Annotated in this window: 19 protein-coding genes and 1 pseudogene; 11 read left to right on the forward strand and 9 right to left on the reverse strand. The window is 67.5% G+C overall.

All coding sequences use genetic code 11. The annotated features are described in order from the left end of the window. From ACI38Z_RS01245 to ACI38Z_RS01265, 5 genes and pseudogenes are all read right to left on the reverse strand, one after another. A pseudogene (locus ACI38Z_RS01245) lies at positions 1-217 on the reverse strand (Asp-tRNA(Asn)/Glu-tRNA(Gln) amidotransferase subunit GatB); the annotation flags it as partial. Then, positions 217-1,728 (reverse strand): Asp-tRNA(Asn)/Glu-tRNA(Gln) amidotransferase subunit GatA, encoded by a 1,512-nt coding sequence (gene gatA / locus ACI38Z_RS01250; protein ID WP_439788376.1) that lies wholly within the window; start codon positions 1,726-1,728, stop codon positions 217-219. The pseudogene ACI38Z_RS01245 and the gene gatA, both read right to left, overlap by 1 nt. Then, positions 1,728-2,045, reverse strand: a complete 318-nt coding sequence (gatC, locus tag ACI38Z_RS01255) for an Asp-tRNA(Asn)/Glu-tRNA(Gln) amidotransferase subunit GatC (RefSeq protein WP_439788377.1) — start codon at positions 2,043-2,045, stop codon at positions 1,728-1,730. The genes gatA and gatC overlap by 1 nt, the downstream gene beginning before the upstream one ends. A gap of 122 nt (positions 2,046-2,167) precedes the next feature. Continuing rightward, positions 2,168-3,463: an MFS transporter gene (locus ACI38Z_RS01260; protein ID WP_439788378.1), complete on the reverse strand. Its 1,296-nt coding sequence runs from the start codon at positions 3,461-3,463 to the stop codon at positions 2,168-2,170. Continuing rightward, positions 3,460-4,428 carry a bile acid:sodium symporter family protein gene (locus ACI38Z_RS01265; RefSeq protein WP_439788379.1) on the reverse strand — a complete coding sequence of 323 codons (969 nt, stop codon included), beginning with the start codon at positions 4,426-4,428 and terminating at the stop codon, positions 3,460-3,462. Before ACI38Z_RS01265 ends, ACI38Z_RS01260 begins: the two co-directional genes overlap by 4 nt. Positions 4,429-4,794: 366 nt before the next feature. On the opposite strand from ACI38Z_RS01265, the gene ACI38Z_RS01270 reads away from it, so the two are divergent. The 7 genes from ACI38Z_RS01270 (at position 4,795) to ACI38Z_RS01300 (ending at position 12,781) form a co-directional block, all read left to right on the forward strand. Then, a complete protein-coding gene (locus tag ACI38Z_RS01270; RefSeq protein ID WP_439788380.1) occupies positions 4,795-5,835 on the forward strand; it encodes a hypothetical protein in 1,041 nt (346 codons plus the stop codon). A 1,324-nt stretch (positions 5,836-7,159) separates the two neighbouring features. Further along, entirely contained in the window at positions 7,160-7,930 is a 771-nt protein-coding gene (gene sufC, locus ACI38Z_RS01275) for a Fe-S cluster assembly ATPase SufC (protein ID WP_439788381.1), read from the forward strand. A 2-nt stretch (positions 7,931-7,932) separates the two neighbouring features. Continuing rightward, the gene (gene sufB / locus ACI38Z_RS01280) at positions 7,933-9,354 is read left to right on the forward strand and encodes a Fe-S cluster assembly protein SufB (RefSeq protein ID WP_439788382.1); all 1,422 of its coding nucleotides are present in this window, start codon (positions 7,933-7,935) and stop codon (positions 9,352-9,354) included. Then, entirely contained in the window at positions 9,354-10,520 is a 1,167-nt protein-coding gene (locus ACI38Z_RS01285; protein WP_439788383.1) for a SufB/SufD family protein, read from the forward strand. The genes sufB and ACI38Z_RS01285 overlap by 1 nt, the downstream gene beginning before the upstream one ends. Beyond that, a complete protein-coding gene (locus tag ACI38Z_RS01290; protein WP_439788384.1) occupies positions 10,520-11,809 on the forward strand; it encodes an aminotransferase class V-fold PLP-dependent enzyme in 1,290 nt (429 codons plus the stop codon). The genes ACI38Z_RS01285 and ACI38Z_RS01290 overlap by 1 nt, the downstream gene beginning before the upstream one ends. A gap of 1 nt (position 11,810) precedes the next feature. Next, positions 11,811-12,317: a Fe-S cluster assembly sulfur transfer protein SufU gene (gene sufU / locus ACI38Z_RS01295; RefSeq protein WP_439788385.1), complete on the forward strand. Its 507-nt coding sequence runs from the start codon at positions 11,811-11,813 to the stop codon at positions 12,315-12,317. A 5-nt stretch (positions 12,318-12,322) separates the two neighbouring features. Further along, the gene (locus ACI38Z_RS01300; protein ID WP_439788386.1) at positions 12,323-12,781 is read left to right on the forward strand and encodes an RrF2 family transcriptional regulator; all 459 of its coding nucleotides are present in this window, start codon (positions 12,323-12,325) and stop codon (positions 12,779-12,781) included. 441 nt (positions 12,782-13,222) lie between these two features. Here the strand turns inward: ACI38Z_RS01300 and ACI38Z_RS01305 are convergent, their stop codons facing one another. Beyond that, on the reverse strand, positions 13,223-14,239 hold the full coding sequence (locus ACI38Z_RS01305) for a zinc-ribbon domain-containing protein (RefSeq protein ID WP_439788387.1): 1,017 nt from the start codon (positions 14,237-14,239) through the stop codon (positions 13,223-13,225). A 265-nt stretch (positions 14,240-14,504) separates the two neighbouring features. After that, the gene (gene fba / locus ACI38Z_RS01310; RefSeq protein WP_439788388.1) at positions 14,505-15,377 is read right to left on the reverse strand and encodes a class II fructose-1,6-bisphosphate aldolase; all 873 of its coding nucleotides are present in this window, start codon (positions 15,375-15,377) and stop codon (positions 14,505-14,507) included. 380 nt (positions 15,378-15,757) lie between these two features. Here fba and ACI38Z_RS01315 point away from each other — a divergent pair, with 380 nt between their 5' ends. Then, a complete protein-coding gene (locus ACI38Z_RS01315; RefSeq protein WP_439788389.1) occupies positions 15,758-17,047 on the forward strand; it encodes a hypothetical protein in 1,290 nt (429 codons plus the stop codon). A gap of 32 nt (positions 17,048-17,079) precedes the next feature. Next, positions 17,080-18,519 carry an aminopeptidase gene (locus ACI38Z_RS01320; protein WP_439788390.1) on the forward strand — a complete coding sequence of 480 codons (1,440 nt, stop codon included), beginning with the start codon at positions 17,080-17,082 and terminating at the stop codon, positions 18,517-18,519. 1,216 nt (positions 18,520-19,735) lie between these two features. Here the strand turns inward: ACI38Z_RS01320 and ACI38Z_RS01325 are convergent. Then, on the reverse strand, positions 19,736-20,488 hold the full coding sequence (locus ACI38Z_RS01325) for a proline iminopeptidase-family hydrolase (RefSeq protein ID WP_439788394.1): 753 nt from the start codon (positions 20,486-20,488) through the stop codon (positions 19,736-19,738). Then, a complete protein-coding gene (locus ACI38Z_RS01330; RefSeq protein WP_439788391.1) occupies positions 20,489-20,662 on the reverse strand; it encodes a hypothetical protein in 174 nt (57 codons plus the stop codon). It lies immediately after the preceding gene. A 262-nt stretch (positions 20,663-20,924) separates the two neighbouring features. Between ACI38Z_RS01330 and ACI38Z_RS01335 the strand changes: the two genes are divergently transcribed. Then, on the forward strand, positions 20,925-23,435 hold the full coding sequence (locus tag ACI38Z_RS01335; protein ID WP_439788392.1) for an LTA synthase family protein: 2,511 nt from the start codon (positions 20,925-20,927) through the stop codon (positions 23,433-23,435). Between the two features lie 90 nt (positions 23,436-23,525). Further along, positions 23,526-25,450, forward strand: a 1,925-nt coding sequence (locus ACI38Z_RS01340; protein ID WP_439788393.1) for a hypothetical protein, incomplete at its 3' end; no start/stop codon positions are given.

Here is a 25,450-nt window from a genome sequence, read left to right on the forward strand (position 1 = left end):
GGCCCGCCATCACGATGGACTGGATGGCCTTGCGGTTGGGCACGGGCAGCGCGCCCGGCATGCCCAGGCACACGGGGCACACGTTGGTGTTGGGCGGGTCGTCGTGCGAGAGCCGGCAGTTGCAGAACATCTTGGTGTCGAGCGCGGTGAGCTCGGTGTGGACCTCCAGGCCGATGACGGCCTCCCAGTCCTTCAGGACCTCCTGGAGCTTCTTCACTACAGGTCACCTCCCCTTCCGGCAAAGTCGGGCGCGACGGGGGCGCCGCCGCCCAGGCCCAGCCCCTGGTCCACGCCGCGCTCGAGAGCGCGGGCGAAGCGCAGCAGCTTGCGGTCGCTGAAGGCGGGACCCTGCAGCTGCGCGGAGACGGGCATGTGCGACTGCGTGGCCAGGCCCAGCGGGACGGATATGCCGCCGTTGCCGCAGATGTTGTTGCTGATGGTGAACATGTCCGACGCGTACATCTGCGTGGGGTCGCTCACGTCGCCAAAGCGCCACGCCGTGGTGGGCGCGCTCGGCAGCAGGATGACGTCGCACTTCTGGTACGCGCGGGCGTAGTCCTGCGTGATGAGGGTGCGGACCTGCTGCGCGGGATAGTAGTACTTCTCGTACACGCCGCTGGAGAGCAGGTACGCGCCAAGCATCTGGCGGCGCTTGGCCTCCTCGCCAAAGCCGTGCGCGCGGCTGAGCGACGTCTGCTCGGCCAGCGTCTGGCAGTCGGGCTCCTGGTAGCCGTAGCGCACGCCGTCGAAGCGCGCGAGGTTGCTGAAGGCCTCGCACGGGGCGATCACGTAGTAGGCCGCGATGGCCGACTGGATGTTGGGAAGCTCGACCTCGACCACGCGCGCGCCCTGCGACGCGAGCGAGGCCACGGCTGCCGTGAGGGCGTCGCGCACCTCCTGCGAGAGGCCCTTGGCCTCCATGAGCTGCGGCACCACGCCCACCGTGAGGCCCTCGACCGGGTCGTCCAGGTGCTCCAGGAAGTCCACCGCGCAGTCCTGCGAGGTACTGTCGAGAGGATCGGCCCCCTCGGCCGTGAGGGCGTTCATGGCCAGGGCGACGTCCTCGACCCTGCGGCCGAAGGGCCCCACCTGGTCGAGCGACGAGCCAAACGCGACCACGCCGTAGCGGCTGACCGCGCCGTAGGTGGGCTTCATGCCCACGACGCCGCAGAAGCTGGCCGGCTGGCGGATCGACCCGCCCGTGTCGGACCCGAGCGCGATCGTGGCCTCGCCCGCGGCGACGGCGGCCGCCGAGCCGCCCGAGGAGCCGCCGGGCACGCGGCCGGTGTCCCACGGGTTGTTGGTGCGGTGGAACGCGGACGACTCCGTGGTGCTGCCAAAGGCGAACTCGTCCATGTTGGTCTTTCCCACGGGCGTGGCGCCGGCGTCCAGCAGGCGCTGCACGCACGTGGCCGTGAACACGGAGTCGTAGTTGGCGAGCATCTTGGATGCGCAGGTGGTGCGCGTGCCGACCAGGTGCATGTTGTCCTTGAAGGCCACGGGCACGCCGGCAAGGGGGCCGAGCTCCTGCCCCGCCGCGCGGCGCGCGTCCGTGCGCCTGGCCGCCTCGAGCGCGAGGTCCGCGGAAACCTGCAGGAAGGCCTGGACGTCCTTCTCGCGCGAGTCGATTGCGTCGAGCGCGGCCTGGGCCACCTCCGTGGCCGAGAAGTCGCCGGACGCGACGCCCGCGGCGACCTGCGCCGCGGAGAGAGAGTCGAGGCTAGCCATTAGAAGTCCTCCTCGGAGTCGCCCAGGATGGAGGGCACGCGGAAGTAGCGGTCGTGCGTGGAGCCGGCGTTCCTGAGCGCGACGTCGATGGGCAGCGCGCGGACGGAGTCGTCCACCACGTCCTCGCCCATCACGTTGGACAGGTCCCCGATGGGATGGAACGTTGGGTCGACGCCGTCGAGGTCATAGTGGGTGATTGGTTCGAGAAGGTCGACGGCCTCGTTCATGTACGTCGTCATCTGCTCGAGCTCCGAGGGCGTGAGCGCTATGCGCGCGTAGTCCGCGATCTGCGCCACGTCGTCCTGGGACAGTGCCATGGCAGCCCTCCTTGCGGCTTGCTTGCGGTTTGCATGCGACCCATCATACGCAAACGCGGCCCGCGCGGGTGGCCGCGCCGCCCCGCGCGCAACCGCACCGTTACGTTGCCGGGCGCGACGGGCTACGCGCGGCCGCCGCGGGATGCGCCGTCCGACCCACCGCCGCGGGAGCCGCCGCCGTCCGGCCCGCTGCCACGGCCGCGGCTCGTGCCCACCACGAAGCCCACCGCGATGAGCGCCACGAGCGTGGACGCCGAGAAGAGCACGGCCTGCACGCCGAAGGCGTCTGCCAGGAAGGGCGCCACCAGAAGCGGCAGCACGCCGGCGCTGTTCATGCCGACGCGCATGACGGATATGACGCGGCCCACCTGCTCGAAGCTGGCGTAGCGCTGCGTGAGCGTGGTGCGGATGGGCCCCATGGCGCCAAAGCCCAGGCCCGTGACCAGCTGTCCCGCGCACGCCCACGCGATGGAGCCCGTGCCCACGTAGATCATGGAGCCCACGCCCGTGACCAGCAGCATGAGCGAGAGCGTGGTGACGTTAAGCCGCCTGGTGGGCACGCGCATGGCCAGAAGCGACCCCACCGTGCCGCCCACTCCCGCGATGGACGAGAGCCAGCCCATCCACTGCGCGCCCGCGTGCAGCACGTCGCGGTAGAAGAGCGACTCGAGCGAGTCGAACGCGCCGTACGCGAAGAACCCCAGGAAGCCCACCAAAAAGAGCAGCCTGAGGCTGCCGTCCACAAACGTGACGCGCACGCCCTCCACAAGCGACGCGGCAAAGCCCCGGCCGCCGCCCGCGGCGGACTCCGGGCGGGAGGGCACGATCTTCTCGCCCGTGGCGCGCACGAGCGCCAGCGCCGGCAGCGGCGCGAACGCGAGCACCGCGAAGTCCGCCTGCGTGGGGAACGCGGACACGATGAGCGCGCCCAGCGCCGGCCCCGCGATGACGGCCACGCTCGCGGCCGAGCTCACGAGGCTGTTGGCGCGCAGCAGGAACGCCTCGTCGGCGGACACGAAGCGCGGGTACGCGTCCATGGCCGTGGTGGCCAGGCCAAAGAGCGCGCCCTGCAGCGCCGCGACCGCGTACAGGAGCGGGTAGCTCACGGGCAGGAGCCAACCCGCCAGGCCCGCCGCGGACATGAGCGCGAGCGAGAAGGACAGCGTCCTCTGCGGTCCCACGGCGTCCACCAGCGGGCCCGCCGCGAGCCCCGCGACCACGAGCGCCAGGTTGAGGACGAGCACCATGCCCGACACGGCGAACGCGTCCGCGCCGAGCACGTACGTGGCGCACCCGATGATCCCCACGAAGTACGTGGCCTGGAAGCCGAGCTGCATGAAGAAGCTCGCCGCCACGATGCGGGCCGCGTCGCGGGACGCCTCCGAGCGGGAGGCCGCGCCCTTCTTACCCGCCGTCATGACCGCACCGGGGCGTCCGGGGCCACGCCGAGCAGGCGGCCCATAAGCTTGCCGTACGTGGCCGCGAGCACCTGCTGGAAGAGCGTGCCCGCCACCACGGGAAACATGACCTGCGCGGGAAAGAACTGCGCCGCGATGACCGCCCCGCACGAGATGTTTCGCATCCCGCACTGGAACACCATGGTGACGGTCTGCGGCACGCCCTCCCCCATGCGCCGCGCCAGCGCGAGCCCCGCGAGGTACCCCGTGGACGCGAACACGAGGATGAACGCGAGCACGCCCACAAGCTGCGGCGTCAGGTGCGTGAGGTACGGCGCGGCCCCCGTGGCGTTGGACGCGATCACGAGCACGATGGCCACGCGCGCCGCCGGCATGACGGCGGGCGAGAGGGACGAGCCCGCCCAGCCGCGGGTGAGGTCGTTGAGCAGCATGCCGCACAGGGCCGGCAGCGCGACGGTCAGCACGACCGAGAGCATCATGGGACCCGCGTCGACGCGCACGGCGTGGCCCAGCAGAATCTGGAGCGTGGCCGGGATGGTCACCGGCGCCAGGAGCGACGACACCATGAGCGTGGCGAGGCCCTGGGCCACGTCCCCGGCGTACATGGCGACCCACATGGTGGATATGGCCGCGACGGGGACGCTGTACTCGAGCACGAGGCCCGTCACGAGGTTGGGGCTGCCCCCAAACAGGGCCTCTGCCAGCACGAACGCGACAACCGGCATCACGACTGACGCCACGACGATGGTCGCGACCATGGGCAACGGGTGGCGCACGGCGTGGCCCAGGTTGCGCAGTCCGTTGGTGAGCGCCCCCTGGAACGACACGAGCGCGAACAGCCACGGCACTGCGGGGGCCAGGTACGACAGCTGCGCCGGGAAGGCGCACGCGGCCACGACGCAGCCGATGGCTATTGGCGCCATGTGCGCCCCGATGAACCTGCCGAACGACTGCCAAGTGCTCACGATGTCCTTCTCCCTCTCGCGCGAGCGGCGCATGCGGCGCGGATGCGGCGCCGCCGCGGCAACTGGCCCCGTCGCCGGGCCCGTGGGGATGCGACGCCCCGTGCCCACGGGGACACGGCGCCCCCTGCGCCGGCGAATCCCTCGTACCAGCGAATCCCGTGGGGTCAATCGTAGCAGACGCGGCTGGTGTGTGGAGAAGGGATGGACCGCAGTTGGGAAGCTGGATGCGGGATTGATGGGCGGTCCTTCTCGCCCGGCGGCGGTGCCTGCACCTAGGACACGGATGCGGGCGGACGCGACGCACGCAAAAGGCTGGGGCAAGGCATGCGCGATCCAGGTGCAAGCCGGGCGTGCCACGATGTGGCAATGACGGTGCTGATATCACATACCACGGCCCTATGGATCCTGTGCAGCCCACGGCTGCGCGCGCCGCTTGGCGCATGCCGCGGCGCCGTTGGGCTGGGCACGCGCCGCGAGCTCGCGGACCGGCTGCCCGAGATCGCCAAGGCACTGGGATGGGACGTCGCCGGTACCGGGGCCATCGACATCCTGGTCCGCCCGGGCTCCAACCGGCGCAGGACGAGGCTCGCCTACCCGCACGCCTGGTCCCGCGCGCTTCCGGAGGGCGCGCTGCTGAGCCTCTGCGACGGGGTGGCCGTCGCGTCCCCGGAGTTGGCGTACCTGCAGATGGCGGAGTACCTGGACGTGATCGAGCTGGCACAGCTCGCGAGCAGCCTGTGCGGCGGATACTTCCCCAGCGCGGACGCGCGGGGCTTCGTGGACCGGCAGCCGCTCACCTCGATCGAGCGGATCGGCGACTTCCTGGCAAAGCTTCGCGGGACGAGGAACGTGACGAAGGCGCGGCGGGCCCTGGCGTGCGCGCACGACCTCGCGCGGTCACCCATGGAGACCACGACGGCGATGCTCCTCTCCATGAGCAGACGCCGTGGCGGCTACGGCCTGCCCAGGCCGCAGCTCAACCATCGCGTCGAGCTTCCCAAGGACGTTGCGGCAGCGGCAGGCACGGGCCACTTCTTGGTGGACCTCTTCTACCGGCGCGCCGGCAAGCCCGGCGGCGTCGCCATAGAGTACCTGGGGCGCGCCTATCACAAGGACGTCGCGCGGGACATCACGCGCGAGCTCCTGCTCAAGAGGGCGGGCTGCCCCGTGGTAGACGTCACGATCACCCAGATCGTCAGAAGCGAGCTGCGGAACCAGCTCGTCGGCGACATTGCCCACGAGATCGGCTACCGCCTGAGGAAGGGGACGCAGCGAATCCGCGAGCGCCGCAACGACCTGCTGAACCGCATCCTCCCCCACCCCTCGCAGATCGCGCCGGACGGGAGCGTCACGTGGGAGAAGCCCTCCTGGGCGTTGCCCGCGGAACTCGCAGGCCAAGTCGGCTGACGCCCAGGCCGCCCCGCCGTCGCCGAAGCACGACCACGGCCTGGCCCGGCACAAACGAACATCGTCAGGCTTCAGCGCGCCAGCCACGGCCGGTGCGCATTTTCATGCCCATAACACAGCAGGCTGCGGCCATGGTTTAGCGGCACGACCTGCGACGCCCAGCCAACCGGCCACGCCACCGTCAGCACGGTAGGCACAGAACCCCAACGGGCTTACGCGACCATGAGGATCCTTGGATTCTGTGCCAGCTTCCTCCGATTACGCCGAACAGAACCCCCTCCACCCCACGAAACGACGCAAGGTCATGGGGCTCCTGTGCCCGATGGGATGTGCTGACGCCAGATGGACGGGGTTCTGTGCCAACCGGGAATCCCGTCCCGGTCTTCATGCCAGTCATTACCTGCAACTATATGTTTTCGAACGATCGCAACCTGCACGGAACCCCACGATCCTCCCACTTGCGTGGTACAGAACCCCCTCCAGCCGGAAGCGCAGCTACGAATGGCACAGTTCCCCAGACTCTTTGCCGCATCTAGGAACACCGACATGGATATGTACCGGCCCTAAGGTCACCCTTGCACAGACCTCATACCACATCACCACATCTCGCAAGCTCGTGCCGGTTCTGTGCCAGACACGCAAGCAAGCCCGCACAGGACATCCCTTGCATCACGCCACCACGCAAGGTCATGCGGCTTCTGTGCCAAGTGAGGAACGCCGCAACCAAGTCGACGGAGTCCTGTACCAACCAGGACCTCCCGAGATCGCTTAAACACTAGCTTTACCTGCGGTCATACGTTTTCGAACGATCTTGCCCCGCACAGAACCGTGCGATTCTTTCGCCCGCGTGGTACAGAACCCTCTTCAACCGGAAGCGTCCCGTCACGAACGGCACAGCACCCCAGGCTCCTTGCGGCATACCGCCACATTGGCCGCAATCTGTGCCAGACCTTGTTCGCCTGCCGCACAGCTCTCCACCCGCCTCGCCGAATCCCGTAAGCAGCAGTCGGTTCTGTGCTGACCCCCAGCCATAACGCACAGGACCCGCGTCACGTCGCGGCATCCTCCGAGGTCACCAGGGTTCTGTGCGTCCCACCCGCCCACCACGCCACCCGCTCGCCAATTGCCACCGCCCAACTATGAATTGCCTGTGACGCCAGAAAAACCTCCCCAGAAGATTGAAAACATCACACATGTCGGGGTAAAATCCCCCTTCGTAAGTAGGATTTACGTCAGGGCGGCGCGCCGGACGCGCTGCCACCCCGGCACGAGCGACCAGGGACCGCGACGCGTCGGCGCCGGCCCCGGTAAAGAGAGAGGCGCCATGTCACAGCTACTCAACATCTCCGGTCTTTCGGCAGGCACGGAGGAGAAACCCATCCTCCATGACATAAACCTTTCCGTGGGCGCAGGCGAGACCCACGTCCTCATGGGCCCCAACGGCGCGGGCAAGTCCACGCTCGGCCACGTCATCATGGGCGACCCCGTGTACAAGGTCACCGGCGGCACCATCGCATTCGACGGCCAGGACGTGACGGACCTCACCCCCGACAAGCGCTCGCTCGCGGGAATCTTCCTCTCCTACCAGGCGCCCGTCGAGGTCCCCGGCGTCCCCCTGTACAGCTTCCTGCGCACCATCACCCAGCTGCGCCCCGAGCTCAAGATGACCGCGCGCAAGTTCCGCCAGCGCGTCGGCGAGATCTGTGACCAACTCGACATGGACCAGGGCTTCCTCACCCGCGAGCTCAACGTCGGCTTCTCCGGCGGCGAGAAGAAGAAGGTCGAGATGCTCCAGCTTCTGCTCCTCAGGCCCAAGCTGGCCATCCTCGACGAGACCGACTCCGGGCTCGACGTCGACGCGCTCTCCGTCGTCAGCCGCGGCATCGAGGCCTACCGCAGCGAGTGCGACGGCGCGCTCCTCATGATCACGCACAACACGCGCATCCTCGAGAAGCTCGACGTCGACCGCACCCACGTCATGGTCAAGGGCCGCCTCGTCGCCGAGGGTCCCGCGTCCCTGATCGACGACATCGACCAGAACGGCTTCGCGCGCTTCGAGCAGGACGGCGCGGCCGCCCAGAAGGCAGAGGCGTAGCGATGGCCGAGAAGAGCAAGAGGACCCAGGTCGAGGACGTCGACCGCTCCCTCTATGACTTCGTGAAGTCGGAGGAGGGCTACGAGCGCTACGCCGACGGACTCACGCCCGACATCGTCCGCGCCATCAGCGCCAAGAAGGACGAGCCCAAGTGGATGCTCGACCTGCGCCTTAAGGCACTCGAGATCTACCAGGACAAGCAGATGGCCCCCAACTGGGGTCCCAGCATCGCGGGCCTCGACATGGACCACATCTCCACGTACGTGAGCCCCAAGACCAAGCAGGCGAAGGACTGGAACGACGTCCCCAAGGACATCAAGGACACGTTCGAGCGCCTCGGCATCCCCGAGGCCGAGCGCGAGAGCCTCGCCGGCGTCGGCGCCCAGTACGACTCCGAGATCGTCTACCACAACATGCGCGAGGAGGTCGCCAAGCAGGGCGTCGTCTACACCACGATCGAGGACGCCATCCACGACCCCAAGTGGGAGCCCGTCGTGCGCGAGTACTTCGGCACGCTCATCCCGCCCACGGACCACAAGTTTGCGGCGCTGCACTACGCGGTGTGGTCGGGCGGCTCGTTCGTCTACGTGCCAGAGGGCGTGCACCTCGACTACCCGCTCCAGAGCTACTTCCGCCTCAACGCGCAGGGCGCCGGCCAGTTCGAGCACACGCTCATCATCGTCGAGCCGGGCGCCGACCTGCACTTCATCGAGGGCTGTTCCGCCCCCAAGTACTACGAGGCCAACCTCCACGCCGGCGCCGTGGAGCTCTTCGTAAAGGACCACGCGCGCCTGCGCTACTCCACGATCGAGAACTGGTCCAAGAACATGTACAACCTCAACACCAAGCGCGCCACGGTCGGCGCCGACTCCAAGATGGAGTGGGTCTCGGGCAGCTTCGGCAGCCACGTCAGCTACCTCTACCCCACCACAATCCTCAAGGGTGACCGCGCGAGCTGCGAGTACACGGGCATCACGTTCTCCGGCGCCACGCAGGACCTCGACACGGGCTGCAAGTTCATCCTGCTCGGCAAGGACACCAACGTCTCCGCGGACGCCAAGTCCATCAGCAAGGACGGTGGCGTCAACACGTTCCGCTCGTCGGTCTTCGTCGGCAAGGACGCCACAAACGCCCGCGCCACGGTCAGCTGCTCATCGCTCATGCTCGACGACATCAGCCGCTCCGACACCATCCCCCAGATGGACATCCGCAACAACACGGCGCAGGTCGGCCACGAGGCCACCATCGGCCGCATCTCGGACGACACGATCCTCTACCTCATGAGCCGCGGCTGCTCCGAGGCCGAGGCCAGGACCATGGTCGTCAACGGCTTCGCGGACCCGGTCTCCAAGGAGCTCCCGCTCGAGTACGCCGTCGAGATGAACAACCTGATCAAGATCGAGATGGAAGGGGCGATCGGCTAATGGCAAGCTACACCGCCGAGGAGCCCACGGTCACCCTCGAGCGCGTCAACACGCCGCCCGCGCAGACCTGGAACTACCTCAAGACAAACGACATCACGCTCACCGTCCCCAAGCTCTCGCGCAAGGGAGACGTCTACTTCGCGCTTCCCCGCCTGTTCGACAAGGTCGAGACGGGCATGGGCCCAAAGGTAACCGACTGGGTCACCTCCCAGGCCGCCGACTCCACCTACGTCGAGGTGAGGGCGGGCGAGAAGAACCATGCCCCCATCGTCGTGGACGTCGACTCTGACGCGGGCACCGTGCGGGACGCGGGCGTCCTCATCCGCCAGGGCGCGAGCGCCACGGTCGTCGTGGTCGCCCACGGCACCTCCGCCGATCCGCAGACGTCCGCCGCGCTCGTGAGGATCATCGTCGAGACGGGCGCGCACCTCTCGCTCGTGGAGGTCGTCGCCACCGCGGACGCGCACCAGCACCTCGAGTCCGTGGGCATCCGCGCGGACGAGGGCGCCACGATCGACATCCGCCAGTTCCTGCTGGGAGCGGGCGTCACGGCGCTCGGCACCACGGCGACGCTCGCCGGCGACAACGGCCGCGTCGACCTGCAGACCCACTACCTGGGCGAGCACGAGCAGACGCTCGACATCAACCACGTCGTGCGCATGGCGGGCAAGGCCGGCCGCACCGAGGTGCACGAGAACGGCATCCTCAACGACTCCGCGCACAAGTCGCTGCGCGCCACGATCGACCTCATCCACGGCGGCTCCGGCTCCAAGGGCAACGAGGCCGAGACCGTGCTCGTCAACGGCAACGGCGTCGTCAACAAGACGATGCCGGTCATCCTCTGCGACGAGGACGACGTCCAGGGCAACCACGGCGCCACGATCGGCTCCGTCGAGCCCGAGCAGATCGACTACCTCATGGACCGTGGCCTCTCCCGCGACGAGGCCACCAACCTGTTCGTCCGCGCGCTGTTCGACGACGCCCTCATCGAGGCCGACCATCCCCTGGCCCGCAGGGCCGTGTTCGAGCGCGCCCAGCAGGTGCTTGGGGCCGAGGTCGCCCAGGACCTTCTCGACACCCTTGGCCTCGTGCTTGAGGCAGACACGGGCGAGAAGGACACGGACGCACAAGCCACCGCAACGGCCACGAAGGAGAGCGCGGACTGATGCTAACCACCCAACAGCTTAACGACATCGAGCAGAACCCCTACAAGGCGGACTTCCCGCTGCTCGCGCAGAACCCGGACCTCACCTTCCTGGACAGCGCCGCGACGGCGCAGCGCCCCGAGGTCGTGCTCGACGCGGAGCGCACGTTCTACACCACGATGAACGCGAACCCGCTGCGCGGCCTGTACCGCCTCTCCGTCGAGGCGACCGAGGCCATCGACGAGGCTCGCAAGGCCATCGCGCGCTTCATCGGCGCGGTGGACCAGGAGGGCAACCCCCAGGGCAACCAGATCGTCTTCACGCGCAACGCGTCCGAGTCGCTCAACCTCGTGGCGCGCACGCTGGGCCCCAAGGTCGTGCTCGGCCCCGACGACGAGGTCGTCATCAGCATCATGGAGCACCACTCCAACCTGATCCCCTGGCAGCAGCTCTGCCGCGCCACCGGCGCCAAGCTCACGTACCTGCGCCTGGACGACGACTTCCGCATCACCCCGGAGGAGGTCGCCGCCAAGATCGGCCCGCACACCAAGATCGTGTCCGTCACGCAGGTCAGCAACGTCCTCGGCGTCCAGAACGACGTCAAGGCCATCGCGCGGCGCGCGCACGAGGTGGGCGCCTACATGGTGGTCGACGGCGCGCAGTCCGTGCCCCACATCCCCGTCGACGTGCGTGACCTCGACTGCGACCTCATGGCCTTCTCGGGCCACAAGCTGGGCGGCCCGATGGGCATCGGCGTGCTGTGGGGCAAGTCCGAGGTGCTCGACGCCATGCCCCCGTTCCTCACGGGCGGCGAGATGATTGACTCCGTGACCGAGACCGACGCCGTCTGGGCGCCCGTGCCGCAGAAGTTCGAGGCGGGCACGCAGGACGCCGCCGGCTCCTTCGCGACCAAGGCCGCCATCGACTACCTCGCGGAGAAGGGCATGGCCTCGCTCGAGGCGCGCGAGCGTGAGCTCGCCACCTACCTGACTGACCGCCTGAACGCACTCCCCTACGTGGACGTCATCGGCCCGAAGGACGGCAGCAGGCACGTGAGCGCCGTCGCGTTCAACGTCCGCGGCGTGCATCCGCACGACGTGGCCTCGATCCTGGACATGTCCAACGTCTGCATCCGCGCCGGCCACCACTGCGCGCAGCCGCTGCTCAACTACCTCGACGTGGAGAACCGCGCCACCTGCCGCGCGAGCGTCGCGTTCTATAACGACAAGGCCGACATCGACCGCCTGGTCGAGGGGCTGGACAAGGTCTGGTCCATCTTCGGCGGCTCCGTCGGCACTAAGGAGGCGTAGCATGGACCGCTCCACACCCGCGAGCCTGTACAGCGCGCAGTTCATGGACCACATCGCCCACCCCGACTACAAGTACAAGATGGACAACCCCACCTACACCCACTACGGCGTCAACCCCTCCTGCGGCGACGAGCTCACGTTCTCCGTCAAGATCGGGGACGACGGCCGCATCGAGGAGGCCGCCTACCAGGGCCACGGCTGCGCCGTGAGCCAGGCGTCCGCCGACATGATGAGCGACCTCATGGTGGACAAGACCCCCCAGGAGGCCATCGAGCTCTGCAAGCTCTTCGGCCGCATGGTCAGGGGCGAGGAGACGGACGACTCCAAGCTCGCGGCCCTCGACGAGGCCGCGTCCCTCAAGGACGTGAGCCACATGCCCGCGCGCGTCAAGTGCGCGGAGCTCGCCTGGCGCACCCTCGAGGAGATGCTCGAGAACGGTTCGAGCGAGCCCGGTGCCACCGCGACCGCCAGCTGCACGATGCCTCCCCACACTCACGACGAGGAGTAGGCGCCATGGCTTCCATGTTCTCCACGAAGGGGCGCTACGCGCTCAGGATCATGGGCGACCTGGCCACGCATCCCGGATGGGTCTCGCTCGGCGACGTCGCCAAGCGCCAGGGCATCTCGCGCAAGTACCTGGAGCAGGTCGTCTCGCTCATGCACAAGGCGGGCTTCGTCGAGAGCCTGCGCGGCAAGGGCGGCGGCTACCGGCTCACCCGCGAGCCGCGCGAGTACACGCTGGGTGCGATTCTTCGTGCCGCCGAGGGCTCCCTGGCCCCGGTCGACTGCCTGGACTGCACCAACGACCACATCTGCCCGCAGTTCGAGACCTGCCCCACGGTCACGATGTGGCGCGACCTCGGCAAGGTCACTGCATCGTACCTGGACAGCAAGACGCTCCAGGACATAGTGGACCAGATGCACGAGCGCGCGGGCGGTACGGCGGAGGACCGCGCCAATCCCACGCACTAGCGCGCCGCGACCACGCCCACAAAAGCGACGTACCAGCAGGGGTCGCCATGTCACACGGCATGGCGACCCCTTTTTCCATCGGAAGTCGTACGGATTAGATCGACCCTGAACATCCGCCTGACAAGAATTTCCGGACCTCATGCGACTAGGAGGGGTTTGAGTGTACTTTTCCCGTCACAGTCTCCGAGTCGAAGCGGGATGATCGCCGTTCAGTCCGAACAGCAAGCCTTTCGTACCACACGCCAACGAGTGAGCTACCATCGATTGCCCAAATCGAGCCTCGCGGCTTGGATTTTGTCCGTCAAAGTACACTCAAACCCTGGTCGCGTACAACGTGGGCGGAAACTCTTTCTACAGGCAGCCAGCCGAGGGGCGATTGACCTCAAGCCGCACCCCTCGATCAGCAATCGCGGGCGGCAGCAAGCCCAGTTGCCACAACCCCTACTCTCCCACTGCCTGAACGTCCCAGGCCTGGCTGCTGATGAAGTCGTAGCACGCCATGGAGACGCGCTCGTCATCCTCGCCCAGCTGCAGCACCTGGTCATAACCGATCTTGCCGCCCGTGGAAAGGTCGATCAACGTCCTCAGCCCCTCCGTGGGGACCCCATAGCTGTCCAGGCTGCCGTTCGCGTTGGCGTCCGCCACGAGCCACGGCCAATTGGGAACCCAGACCTCCACGTGATGGTCGCCTATCGCCTGGCTGTACATCATGGCGTAGCCGATGTCTCCGGCGACGTCCGGCTCCGTGCCATCCATATAATGCAGTTCCGCCAGCTCTTCCTTGTACCACGCGGAGGTGTTCTCGTACCCCTTGGCGAAGACGATAAGACCGTCATCGCTCTTCACGACGTCCACCTTGTCACGCCAGTAGGAAGGCAGGGTGCACCTGAAGTGCTCCGCCTCCACCACGTAGGCGGAATCGTTCGTGGTGGCCGACCCGCCGTTCGAGCTACTTGTCCCGTTGTTGTTGGTCGAGGTCCCGTTGTCCTTGCTCGTCGTGGCGCTGGAGCCACCATCTCCCGACCCGCTGGCATCGCTCTTGCCGGAATCTTTCGAGGACGCGCCAGACTTGCCCTTCGTGTCCGTCGGCTTCTTGACGACCTTCTGCGCCGAGGTCTGGCCCCTCCCCGTGACGGACGTGGTGATCGCGTACGCCGCCAGGCCGGCCACCACGACGGCCAGCACGATCGCCATCACGACCAGCCACTTGGGAACCTTGCCCTTCGGCCTTCCGCCGTCCCCGTCGCCATCGCCGGTCGCAGCCTCGGGCGCCTCCCCGCTGGTCGGCGGCACGGGACCCGCCCCGGCGTCGCCTCCCACGGCGCCGTCGGCAGGCGCGCCGTTCGCCCGCGCACGGGCCTCGCTCAGGTCGAACCCGCACTGGGTGCAGAACTTCGAGTCGTCTGGCAGCTCGCTGCCGCAGTTGGGACAGAACATCTCGGCCTCCCCACGTGCCATGCGCCAGCGTCGCGACCAAGCGCGACGGCGCGGCAACCTTTCAGGGTACTTTACAGAAGTATGGCCCAATGCCCCGCACGCATGCGGCCCGCGTACCGCAGTTTCGGTACGCGGTCGGTGCGCGGCCCCACGGCAGGCCCATCCGGCAGACGCTGCCGCTACCCCGCGGCACAAGAAAGGGGCCAGCCAGGCGGCCAGCCCCTCAAACGCCCTAAAGCAAGGGAGAAGATCTTCTCCCCATTGAACCCCAGACGGGAGGTAAGGCCTATGCCCAGCCCTTGCCGTCGGAGCCGAAGTCCTTGATGAGGCCCTCGGCGGTGTCGACGATGGCGTCGAAGCCCGGCTTCAGGAACTTGCGAGGATCGTAGTTCTTGCCCTCGAGGTCCTTGCCGCTCTCGACGTACTTGCGCATCGCGGAGTGGAAGGCAAGCTGCAGCTCGGTGTTGATGTTGATCTTGGCGACGCCGAGGTTGACGGCCTTGAGCACCTGCTCCTTGGGGATGCCGGAGCCACCGTGGAGGACGAGCGGCAGGTCGCCGGTCTTGGCCTGGATGGCGGCCAGACGGTCGAAGTTCAGGCCCTTCCAGTTTGCAGGATAGGGGCCGTGGATGTTGCCGATGCCGCAGGCCAGGAAGTCGACGCCCAGGTCCGCGATGGCGGCGCACTGGTCGGGATCGGCCAGCTCGCCCTCGGCGGTCACGCCGTCCTCGGTGCCGCCGATGCCGCCGACCTCGGCCTCGATGGACAGGCCCTTGGAGTGGGCGAGCTTCACGAGCTCCTTGGTGTGGTCGATGTTGGTCTGGAACTCGGCCTCGTGGGAGCCGTCGTACATGATGGAGGTGAAGCCGGCGTCGATGCACTTGAAGCAGTCCTCATAGGAGCCGTGATCGAGGTGCAGGGCGACGGGGACGGTAATGTTCATGGAGACGAGCATGTCGTTCACGACGTCGGCGACGGTCTTGAAGCCCTTCTGCCACTTGGCTGCGCCAGAGGTGCACTGGATGATGACCGGGGACTGGGTCTCCTCGGCCGCGGTGAGGATGGAGCGGGTCCACTCGAGGTCGTTGGTGTTGAAGGCTGCGATTCCGTAGTGGCCAGCCTTTGCCGCCTGAAGCATGTGAGCAGCGTTAACGAGCATGTGTACCTCCATTTGACGTGATGGACGTTCTCACTTCAGATATATTACCGCGAAACATTCCGTTTATAAGCCGAGTCGGACGCTTATGCGGAATTTTGCCCTTCTCGTCCACTTGTCCCCAATTCGAATGCATTTGCCGACCGCCGCGCCACGTCGGGCGAGAAGGACGGCCCCCTCCCCCGTCGCCCGTGCCGCCACTTGCGGCTTGCCCGTGCCGTCGCTTGTGGCTTGCCTTGTGGCTTACATTGACTTCATGAAGATGCGCCGCCGCGGAAGCCGATGCCTATAGTCGGGTAAGCAATTCTGGAGGGGCGCCGCCACGCGCGGCGCGCGGCTCCGCGGGGGGCGGGGCCGAACACAGGAAGGGTTGGTCTTTCGCAGTGGCTTTCGACCAGATGAATCGCCAGTACGACGCGGCCTCGACGGACAAGACGACCGTGCAGCCCAGGGGCGCCTACCAGGCCGGCGGCGCCCAGGCAGGCGGCGCGTATCAGCCAAGCGGCTACCAGACGCAGGCGCAGGGCAGTCGGGGTGGCCAGGGTAGCCGGGGCAACCAGCAAAGCTATGTGGCAGGCAGGACCACCGTCAGCCCGCGCGATGCGTACCGCGACGCCTACCAGGCGGACCGCACGCAGGTGGCGCCCGCGGCGCAGGGCCAGGGCGACGGCAGCCAGCCGCAAGAGGGCAAGAAGGGCATCATGTCCGAGTTCTCGGGCTCGGCGGTCATCGCGAGCGCGCTCGCGGCCGTCACGTCCTTTGCGCTGCAGTCCAAGATCGGCCTCGCGGGCTCGATCATAGGCGTGGGCGTGGCCGCCGCCGCGACGACCATCGCGTCGCAGGTGTACAAGGGCATGCTGAGCGCGTCCGCAGAGAAGCTCAAGGGACTCTCCAACGACGCGCCCTCGGACGGGGCGGACGCCCGCACGCAGAACCTGCGCTCCGACGCGGGCACCACGCAGGCGTGGGCCACGCCCTTCTCGCTTGACGACGCGGCCCAGACGGAGGGCGTCGCGGACTCCGGCACGCCCATCGCGCCGCAGAGCATGCGCAACGCGGCCCAGACCAGGCACGACAAGGTCGTCAAGCGCCGCACCGCCATCGTTCTGGCGGCCGCGGCCATTGCCGCCGTGCTGGTGTACGCGCTCATCGTGAACCTCGCGACGGCGGGCCAGGGCATCGGCCCCACCACGACCGCCACCACGACGCAGACGCAGACCACGGACGCCAACCAGACCGACACCACGGCAGACAACCAGAAGAGTTCCGACTCCGGCTCCAAGTCCGGCTCGAGCGACCAGAAGAAGGACGAGAAGGGCGGCTCCAAGTCGTCCGGCAGCACCTCCGGCACGAGCGACTCCACCAGCCAGGGCGGCACCTCCTCCACCAGCGGCAGCGGCACGTCCAGCTCCACGAGCGGCAGCGGCTCCGGCACCAGCAGCTCCACGAGCGGCTCCGGGTCCGGCTCGAGCTCCAGCTCCAACTCCGGCTCCGGCACCAGCGACTCCGGCTCCACCGATAGCGGCAGCACGAGCGGGAACGGCAGCTCCTCGAGCTCCAACAGCGGCACCAGCAACGGCACCTCCGACACGTCGTCCAACTCCGGCACCGGCACGAGCGGCAGCTCCGCCAAGACAACCGGCACCACGAGCACGACCTCGAGCACGAACTAGCTCTTCTCGCCCGCGACTTGAAAGGACGCAACATGGAACGACCCAACGCATGGCTCGACTATACGGACGCGCAGCTGGACGACCTGACGCGCATCTGCGACGGCTACAAGGGCTTCATCAGCGCAAACAAGACGGAGCGCGAGTTCTGCTCGGCCGCCGTGGCGCTGGCGCGCGAGGCCGGCTACCGCGACTTGGCAAAGCTCGTGGCGCAGGGCACGGCGCTAAAGCCAGGTGACAGGATCTACTGCTCCAACCACGACAAGGGCCTGCTCCTGATCGAGCTGGGCACCGAGCCGCTCGAGCGTGGGCTCAACATCCTGGGCGCGCACATCGACTCGCCGCGCCTGGACGTGAAGCAGAACCCGCTGGAAGAGAAGAGCGAGCTCGCCACGCTGGACACGCACTACTACGGCGGCATCAAGAAGTACCAGTGGGTCACGATCCCGCTGGCGATCCACGGCGTCATCTGCAAGAAGGACGGCACCACCGTGAACGTGTGCGTGGGCGAGGCGCCGGACGACCCCGTGTTCTGCGTGTCTGACCTGCTGATTCACCTCTCCAAGGAGCAGCTGGCCAAGACGGCCGCCGACGTGATCGAGGGCGAGCTGCTCGACGTGATCGTGGGCAACCGCCCCATCAAGGTGGACGAGGACGCCAAGAACGCGGATGCCGCCGAGAAGGGCGGCGCTGCCGAGGGAAAGCCAGGCGCAAAGACGGCCGTGAAGGCGGCAGTGCTCGATCTTCTCGCCCGCGAGCTGGGCATCGACGAGGAGGACTTCCTCTCCGCGGAGCTCGAGGTCGTGCCGGCCGGCCCCGCGCGCGACCTGGGCTTTGACCGCTCGCTCATCCTGGGCTACGGGCAGGACGACAGCTCGTGCGCCTACCCCAGCCTCGTGGCGCAGCTCGAGTGCGAGGCGCCGCGGCGCACGGCCGTCACGATCCTGGTGGACAAGGAGGAGATTGGCTCCGTGGGCGCCACGGGCATGACCAGCAGGTTCTTTGAGGACGCGATCGCCGAGGTCATGGAGCTGGCCGGCGAGGGCGGCGAGCTTGCGCTGAGGCGCTGCCTGCGCAGGTCGCGCATGCTGAGCTCCGACGTGAGCGCGGCGTACGACCCCAGCTACGCATCAGTCTTCGAACCGAAGAACTCCTGCTACCTGGGGCACGGCCTCACGTTCAACAAGTACACGGGCAGCCGCGGCAAGGCGGGCTCCAACGACGCCAACGCCGAGTACGTGGCGCTGATCCGCCGCTGCATGGATGACGCGGGCGTGCACTTCCAGACCGCCGAGCTGGGCAAGGTCGACGCGGGCGGCGGCGGGACCATCGCCTACATCCTGGCGAAGTACGGCATGGACGTGATCGACTGCGGCGTACCGGTGCTGTCGATGCACTCGCCGTGGGAGGCCACGAGCAAGGCCGACGTGTACGAGGCGTACCGCGGGTATAAGGCGTTCCTGCAGCTAGACTAGGCGCCGTTGGTGCCGTTGGGTTGACATAGTTGCGAGCATGGCGCGTGGCTTCCGGTGGGGGCCGCGCGCCATTTCCGTCTGTGGCGCGGATGCGTGTGTACGCCCGGCGCCGACTGTGGCGCCGGGCATGCGGCACGGGGTATCTGGCACAGAACCCTTGGCTTGTTGCAAAGCCACGGAGGAAGGTCGGGGTTCTGTGCGCGTCTGGGGCATGGGGCACCGACTCCGCCGGGTTCTGTACCAGTCACCGGATGCCGCGGCACCCCGTGCGGACGGTCTACCTGCGGATCCTTATGGCCAGGCCATTCCGCCCTGGCACAGAACCCTGGTTTCGTTGCGATAACGCGGTACAGAACCCCATCATTCTGGATGCGCGCCATCCCAGGCGGCACAGAACCCTTCGGACCTTGCAAGAGTTGGCAAGGAACCCAGGGTTCTGTGCGGAGGCGCCAGTGTCCCTGGTACAGAACCTCCTGCTTCCCACGCGGCCCCGCAAGGATCGCGGGGTTCTGTGTGCTTCGGGGGCCCAATGCCGTCTTGGACGAGTTCTGTGCCAATGGCTTGGCCCGCTGGCTTCACCCACGATCCGCCAACTGCTGAAACGCTTCCCTCCGCCGCGAGCCCTGGCACAGAACCCCAATGAGCTTGCAGAGCGGTGGTACAGAACCGCCCCCTTCTGGAGGCGGAACCTCCCAGGCGGCACAGAACCCTTGGCTCGTTGCGTCACGCGGCAAGGATCCCCTGGTTCTGTACGCCCTCCTCGGAGGCCTGCACACAGAACCCGCCCCAGGCGTCGGCACCTTGCAAGGAACGGATGGTTCTGTGCGGGCTGGCAGGGGCCGATGCCGATTCGGCTGGGTTGTGTGCCAGTCGGCGGCCGCGGGGCTAATCGGGGTGGACTCCCCACCTGCGATCATACGTTCCTTAATCATTGGGCCTGGTACAGAACTCCCGCATCCTTGCAAGGCGTTGGTACAGAACCCTCGGGGCCTGGCGACAGCCTGGCCAGGGTGGCACAGAACCCGTGGATCGTTGCGCGATGCGGCAAGAAACGCCAGGTTCTGTGCGAGCCGGTCCCGACGCGGGAGACGCCTGTGTACAGAACCCGCCGCCCCATGCCCGATGCCGTCAGGAACGTTTGGTTCTGTGCGCTAGCGTACGCGCGGCTTCAAGAACGCCAGAGCCCTGGAGAGCCGGCGGCTCCCGCCGGGCGCTCCTACTCATGCTGTTCCAGGAAGCGCTCCACGCGCGCGTTGTACTCGTCCTTGCACTCGACGTGCGCGTTGTGGGTCGCGCCCTTGAAGAGCTCCCACTCGCAGTTGGGGATGCGGTCGACCACCTGCTTGGCGATGTAGGGCGTGCACTCGTCCGCACCGCCGGAGGTGTAAAGCGTGGGAATCTCGATCTTGTACAGGTCGTCCGTGATGTCCCAGTGGCTGAGCTTGCCCGTCACCACGAACTCGCTCTTGCCCTGCATGAAGTGGTAGAGCTCGTCGCCGGGCTCGTCCGCGGGGCGCACGTACTTGGGGTCGAGCTCGCTGTCGAGCTGTTTCTGCACATGGCGGCGGTAATACTCGTTGGAGGCCGCGATCACCTCGGGGCGCGTGTAGTCGCCGTCGCGGTCGGCCTGCTCAAGCGCCTCTCGCATGTCCTTCGGCAGGTAGCTGCGCAGGCGGATCGCCTCGTCCAGCCACAGGTCGAGCGACGCCGGACCCGACGCCACGACCATGCTCGCGACGCCCGCCGGCAGGTGGGTCGCATACTGCATCGCGAGCATGCCGCCCCACGACTGCCCCAGCAGGTGCACGTGCTCGAGCCCCAGCGCCTCGCGCACGCAGACGAGCTCCTCCGCAAACTCCGCGCTCCACTTGTCGTACAGCGGCGGGCACGGCGACTTTCCGCAGCCCAGGGCGTCGTAGTAGATGACGGCGCGCCCGTACTTCTCCGCTATGCCGTCGAGCGAGGTTATTTAATAGTGCGCCGCGCCGGGGCCGCCGTGTATGGCAAGCAGCGGGAGCTTGCCCGGCTCGCACTCCCCCACGATCCGGTAGTACGTCCGGTAGCCGGCAAACGGCACGTAGCCCTCACGGATGCGCGGGGCAGCGGGGCTCGGCTGGGGCGCCGAAGCCGTCGTGTCCGCCATAGCCGTCGAGTCCTCCGGTGCAGCGGGCGCGACCGACGCCCTCCCGCGCGGGCCGGCGTGCAGCCTCTGACCATACACATCCGCACTCATTTGTATATCCCCCGTTCCCAGATGCGCGTGCGCCGGCGGGCGAGAAGAACGTGCCCACATAGCTGACACCCAGTTTCGTATCGTTTGTCTGTTGATATTAGCGCTTCATGCGAACCTTAAACTACCCGCTCGTATACTTCAGCCTGTATGTTTACTGTCGACTAGGAGAATTATGTCAGCATCGAGCGTTCTATTTGCGGTGGTTTCGTTCGCAACGGCCATCGCAGTGGTCTACATGTGCATACGCTGGCGGCGTCTAAGTGCCACGGAGGGGTACCGGAGGCTCTCCATCAGTACCTATGTCTGGGCCCTCTCCTATGCAATACTTCCCATCGTCCTGGGCGTGTTCTGCCTCATGGGCTACTACAAGGGAAGCCCGCTCGCCCCGTTCCTGCTGGCGGCGAGCGTCTTCGTGTGCGTGATGGGCACGCTGCACCGCGAGAACGGCAAGACGTTCCTGCGCACGGTGCGCGACTTCGTGGGCGCCTACGCCCCCAGGGGCACCAGGCCGCACTGGCCCAAGGCGCCCAAGTCCATGTCCAAGTGGACCGCCAAGCACCGCGAGCGTCGCGAGGCCCGCGCGGAAGCCAAGCGCAAGAAGGCCGAGGCAGCCGCGGCCGCCGGCAAGCAGCCGAGCCGCCTTTCCGTCTGGGCGCACACGACGCTCGCGCCCTGGGCCAAGACCGACCTCGTCCGCCTGTGCGTGGCGGCGCTGTTCGCGTTCGTCTCGCTCGAGATCTGCTGGCATGTCAACCTGCTTGCGATGAACTTCCTCAGTCGCCTGATCGACTGGGCCATGATCCTGTTCGCGATGGCCGCCATGTACTTCCTCTTCCAGCGTCGCAGCTGGGGCGCCGTCGCGGTTGCGGTTGCCTGCTTCGTGCTGGGCATCGTGGAGTACTTCGTGGTCGTGCTCAAGGGCTCCGTCATCCAGGCGGGCGACGTCTACGCGCTTGGCACGGCGGCTGCCGTGTCCGACGGCCTGCGCTTCGACTTCGGCGGCACCGTGCTGCTGGGCGGCGCGGCGCTCAACCTGGCGCTCCTCGCGCTCGGCCGCATCAGCCCGCGCGTGAGCAACGCCGCCGTCGGCCTGAACTCCAAACAGGAGGTCGAGCCCGACACCTACGCTGCCAGGAAGCCCGACGCCGAGCCCAAGGCAGACGCGGGCGAGAAGAACGTGGCCCCCGTGCAGCAGGCAACTGCCAGCAAGGACGCCGCAACGAGCTCCAAGCCCAAGGCCGCCCGCAAGCCCCGCAGGGTCGCGCGCGTGGCCATTAACGTCCTTCTCGCCGTGGTGTGCGCCACCGGCGCGTGGGGCTCCACGCACCTGGCGTACGCGTGGACGCAGCTTCTGGGCACCAAGTTCTGGCAGCCGGTCGTGGCGTACTCGGACCACGGCTTCCTGACCAGCTTCTTCAGCATGTGGTACGGCATGCCGATCGAGGTCCCCAAGGGCTACACCACGGCCAAGGCCAAGAAGATCGAGAAGACCCTCGCCAAGGAGTACGACAGCTCGGACGCCGCGCAGACGTACAAGACGGCCAGCGCGCAGTTCAGCAAGGTGAAGCCAACCGTCATCTTCGTGCAGAACGAGACGTTCTCGGACCTGTCCAAGTTCTACGACCTGGGCTACACCGGCTACACCGGCCCGGAGTACTTCAACTCCATCAGCGACGCCCTCGCGCGCGGCACGCTTGACGTGTCCGTGGTGGGCGGCGGCACCTGCAACTCCGAGTTCGAGTTCCTGACCGGCAACTCCATGGCGTACGTGGGCACGGGCAAGTACCCGTACAACCTGTACAACTTCAGCAACGTCAACAGCCTGGCCAAGCAGTTCAAGGCGCTGGGCTACGGCACCATCGCCATCCACCCCAACATCCCCAGCAACTGGAACCGCGACAAGGTGTACCCGCAGCTCGGCTTTGACCAGTTCCTGAGCATCAGCGACTTCGAGGGCGCGCCCGTGTTCCACAACGGCGTGACGGACCTCTCCACGTACCAGAAGATGCTCGACCTCATCAAGTCCTCCGACAAGCCGCTCTTCCTGACCGACATCACGATGCAGAACCACACCGGCTACGACACGGGCAACATCCCGGCCGACCGCCTGACCAACTACCAGCTCAAGAACGTGAGCGCGTACGAGAACGCGGAGTTCAACGAGTACGTGAGCTGCATCAAGGCGTCCGACGAGGACCTGAAGGTCTTCATGCAGGAGCTGCGCCAGCTCAACAAGCCCGTCGTGCTCGTGTTCTACGGCGACCACCAGCCCAACATCAGCTCCAACTACCTTAACGACGCCGTGTACCCCAACGAGGACTCCAACTCGCTCTCGCACCAGCTGCGCACGTTCAAGACGCAGTACTTCATCTGGGCCAACTACGACGTGGCCGGCACCTCCGCCACCAGCACCAACAAGGAGATCAGCCTCAACTACCTGAGCAGCTACATGATGGAGCTGATCGGCGCGCCGCTGACCAACCACCAGAAGGCCAACCTCCAGACCGAGCTCAAGATGCCGTACCTCACGCTCATGGGCTACGCGGACACCAACAACAAGTGGAAGGAGACCTCCACGGACCTGACGGACGCCAACGTGAGCGGCGACTCCGACGCCGCGAAGGCCTACCGCGACCTCGACATGGTGCAGTACCTGGAGTTTGGCTCCAAGGTCAAGCACTAGCTCCGGCCCAGAGCCGCCAGGCCTCGCCGTCGTAAAGGCAGACGCAAGATGTCATCCACAACTGACACACAGCAGAAGGACGCCCCCCGCATGCCAGAGCGCACGCGGGGGGCGTCCCGCGCAAATCTCCACGCGCTTCTCCCCCGGATCGCGCCGGGCCTCGCCATCGTGGCGGTGACCGCGCTCATGGTGGGCATCCAGGCGGGCGAGAAGAGCGTGCTCATTGGCTCGGACACCACCTTCCACTTCCAGCGCTTCTACGACGCGTACATGCAGCTGCGCACGGGGAGGCTCAGCTGGTGGCAGACGAACTTTGGCTTCCAGCAGTGCGGCCGCGTGGTGAACGCCGTCTACGGGCCGCTGTTCGCGTACCTGATGGGCGCGGTGCTGCTGCTTACTGGCACGTGGCTGCGCTTCCAGATCGTGGTGAACGCGGTCGCGTACCTGCTGTGCGGGCTGGGCATGTACGCGTTCTGCCGTCGCGCGCAGGAGGCGAGCCTTGCGGCTGTCTGCGCGTCGGACGCGGCGGGCTCGACAGCCTCTGCGGGTACGGCGAGCCCCGCCCCGGGCGAGAAGGACGGCCCCCATGACCCGCGCGCGCTGGCCGTGCGGCGCGTGGTGGCCTGCGCCGTCGCCATCGCCTACATGTGCGTGGGCTGGCAGGCTCGCTGGCAGACAAACTCCAACATGGGCGCCTGGGGAGCTATCCTGGCCCCCTACCTTGGGCTTGTCTGCGTGCGGATGCTCGTGCCCGGCACGCGCCGCCGCGACGTGCCGGCCAGCGGGCGCCACACGGGCGCCCGACCGCGCGTGGGCGTGCTGAGCCTCGCGCTGGTGGTGGCGGTCATGGCGCAGATCCACCTGATGAGCTGCGCCATGTTCCTGCTGGTGCTCGTGCCGTTCTGGGTGCTGGGCATGGTGCGTGCCACGCGCCCCGGCGAGCGCCGCGACATGCTCCTGCGCACGCTGGCCGCGGCGGGCGTGGCGCTGGTGCTCACGGCGGACGTGTGGGCCGGCCTGGCGGAGCTCATGCTCAGGAACCACACGGCCCAGCCCGTGGGCATGATGCTGGGGGCGGGCGCGCTCGGCCTTGACCCGGGGCTCTTCTCCAAGCTGACCATCGGCATCCTGCCGCTTGCGCTGCTGGCCGTCGCCCTCGCGTGGGCGTGGCGCCGCCACGACGCCGTGGCGCTGCCGCTCGCGGCCGTGGGCGCCGCATTCCTGCTGGTTTCCAGCCGGCTCGTGCCGTGGGATGCCATCGGCCTGGCCGCGCCCGCGCTCACGCACACGATCCAGTTCCCCGTGAGGCTCACGGCCATGGCGTACCCGCTGCTGTTTGCGGCGCTCGCCGTGGCACTGGGCAGCCTGGCGACGCAGCCCGAGGCCACGCCGGCACAGCCCGCCGCGGGCGAGAAGCCCGCGCGTCCCGCGCTTCTCCCCCACCTTGCGCGCCCGCGCCTCGCGCTCGCGGCGTCGCTTGCGCTTGCCTTTGCCGCGGTGGTGGCGCAGGCGGGCTGCGTGGCGTGGATGTCGCGCGCGTTCCACGAGGGCTTCACGTGCGCCGCACATGTCATGTACCTGACGGACGCCTCCGTGGCGGACCTGCAGCGCGCGGCCACCACGCAGGAGCCGGGCCGGCTCATGGGCATGATATCCAAGCGCACGCCGGACTACCTGCCCAACCACAACCTGACGGACGCGCACGGCCTTTCCGCCCAGTACCAGGTCGAGGTCCTGGTCGCGCACGTGACGGGCGCGTTTGGCCACCGGGTTCTGGCCGATGGCGGGCTCGAGCTCACGTGGAGGCAGGACGGCGCCGCACGCGTGCGCGTGCCCGTCATCACGTATGCGCAGAGCCAGGTCACCGTAAACGGGAGGCGCGTCGCGGCAGACAAGCTCAAGGTTGACCGCATCGGCATGCCCACGGTGCAGGGCCGCAAGGGCGCAAACACGCTGGTCCTGCGCTTCCAACCCAGCGTGTTCACGCGCGCGGTGATTGTGGTTTCTATGGCATC

This window comes from Parafannyhessea sp. (assembly GCF_051876455.1).
Taxonomy (GTDB): Bacteria; Actinomycetota; Coriobacteriia; order Coriobacteriales; family Atopobiaceae; genus Parafannyhessea.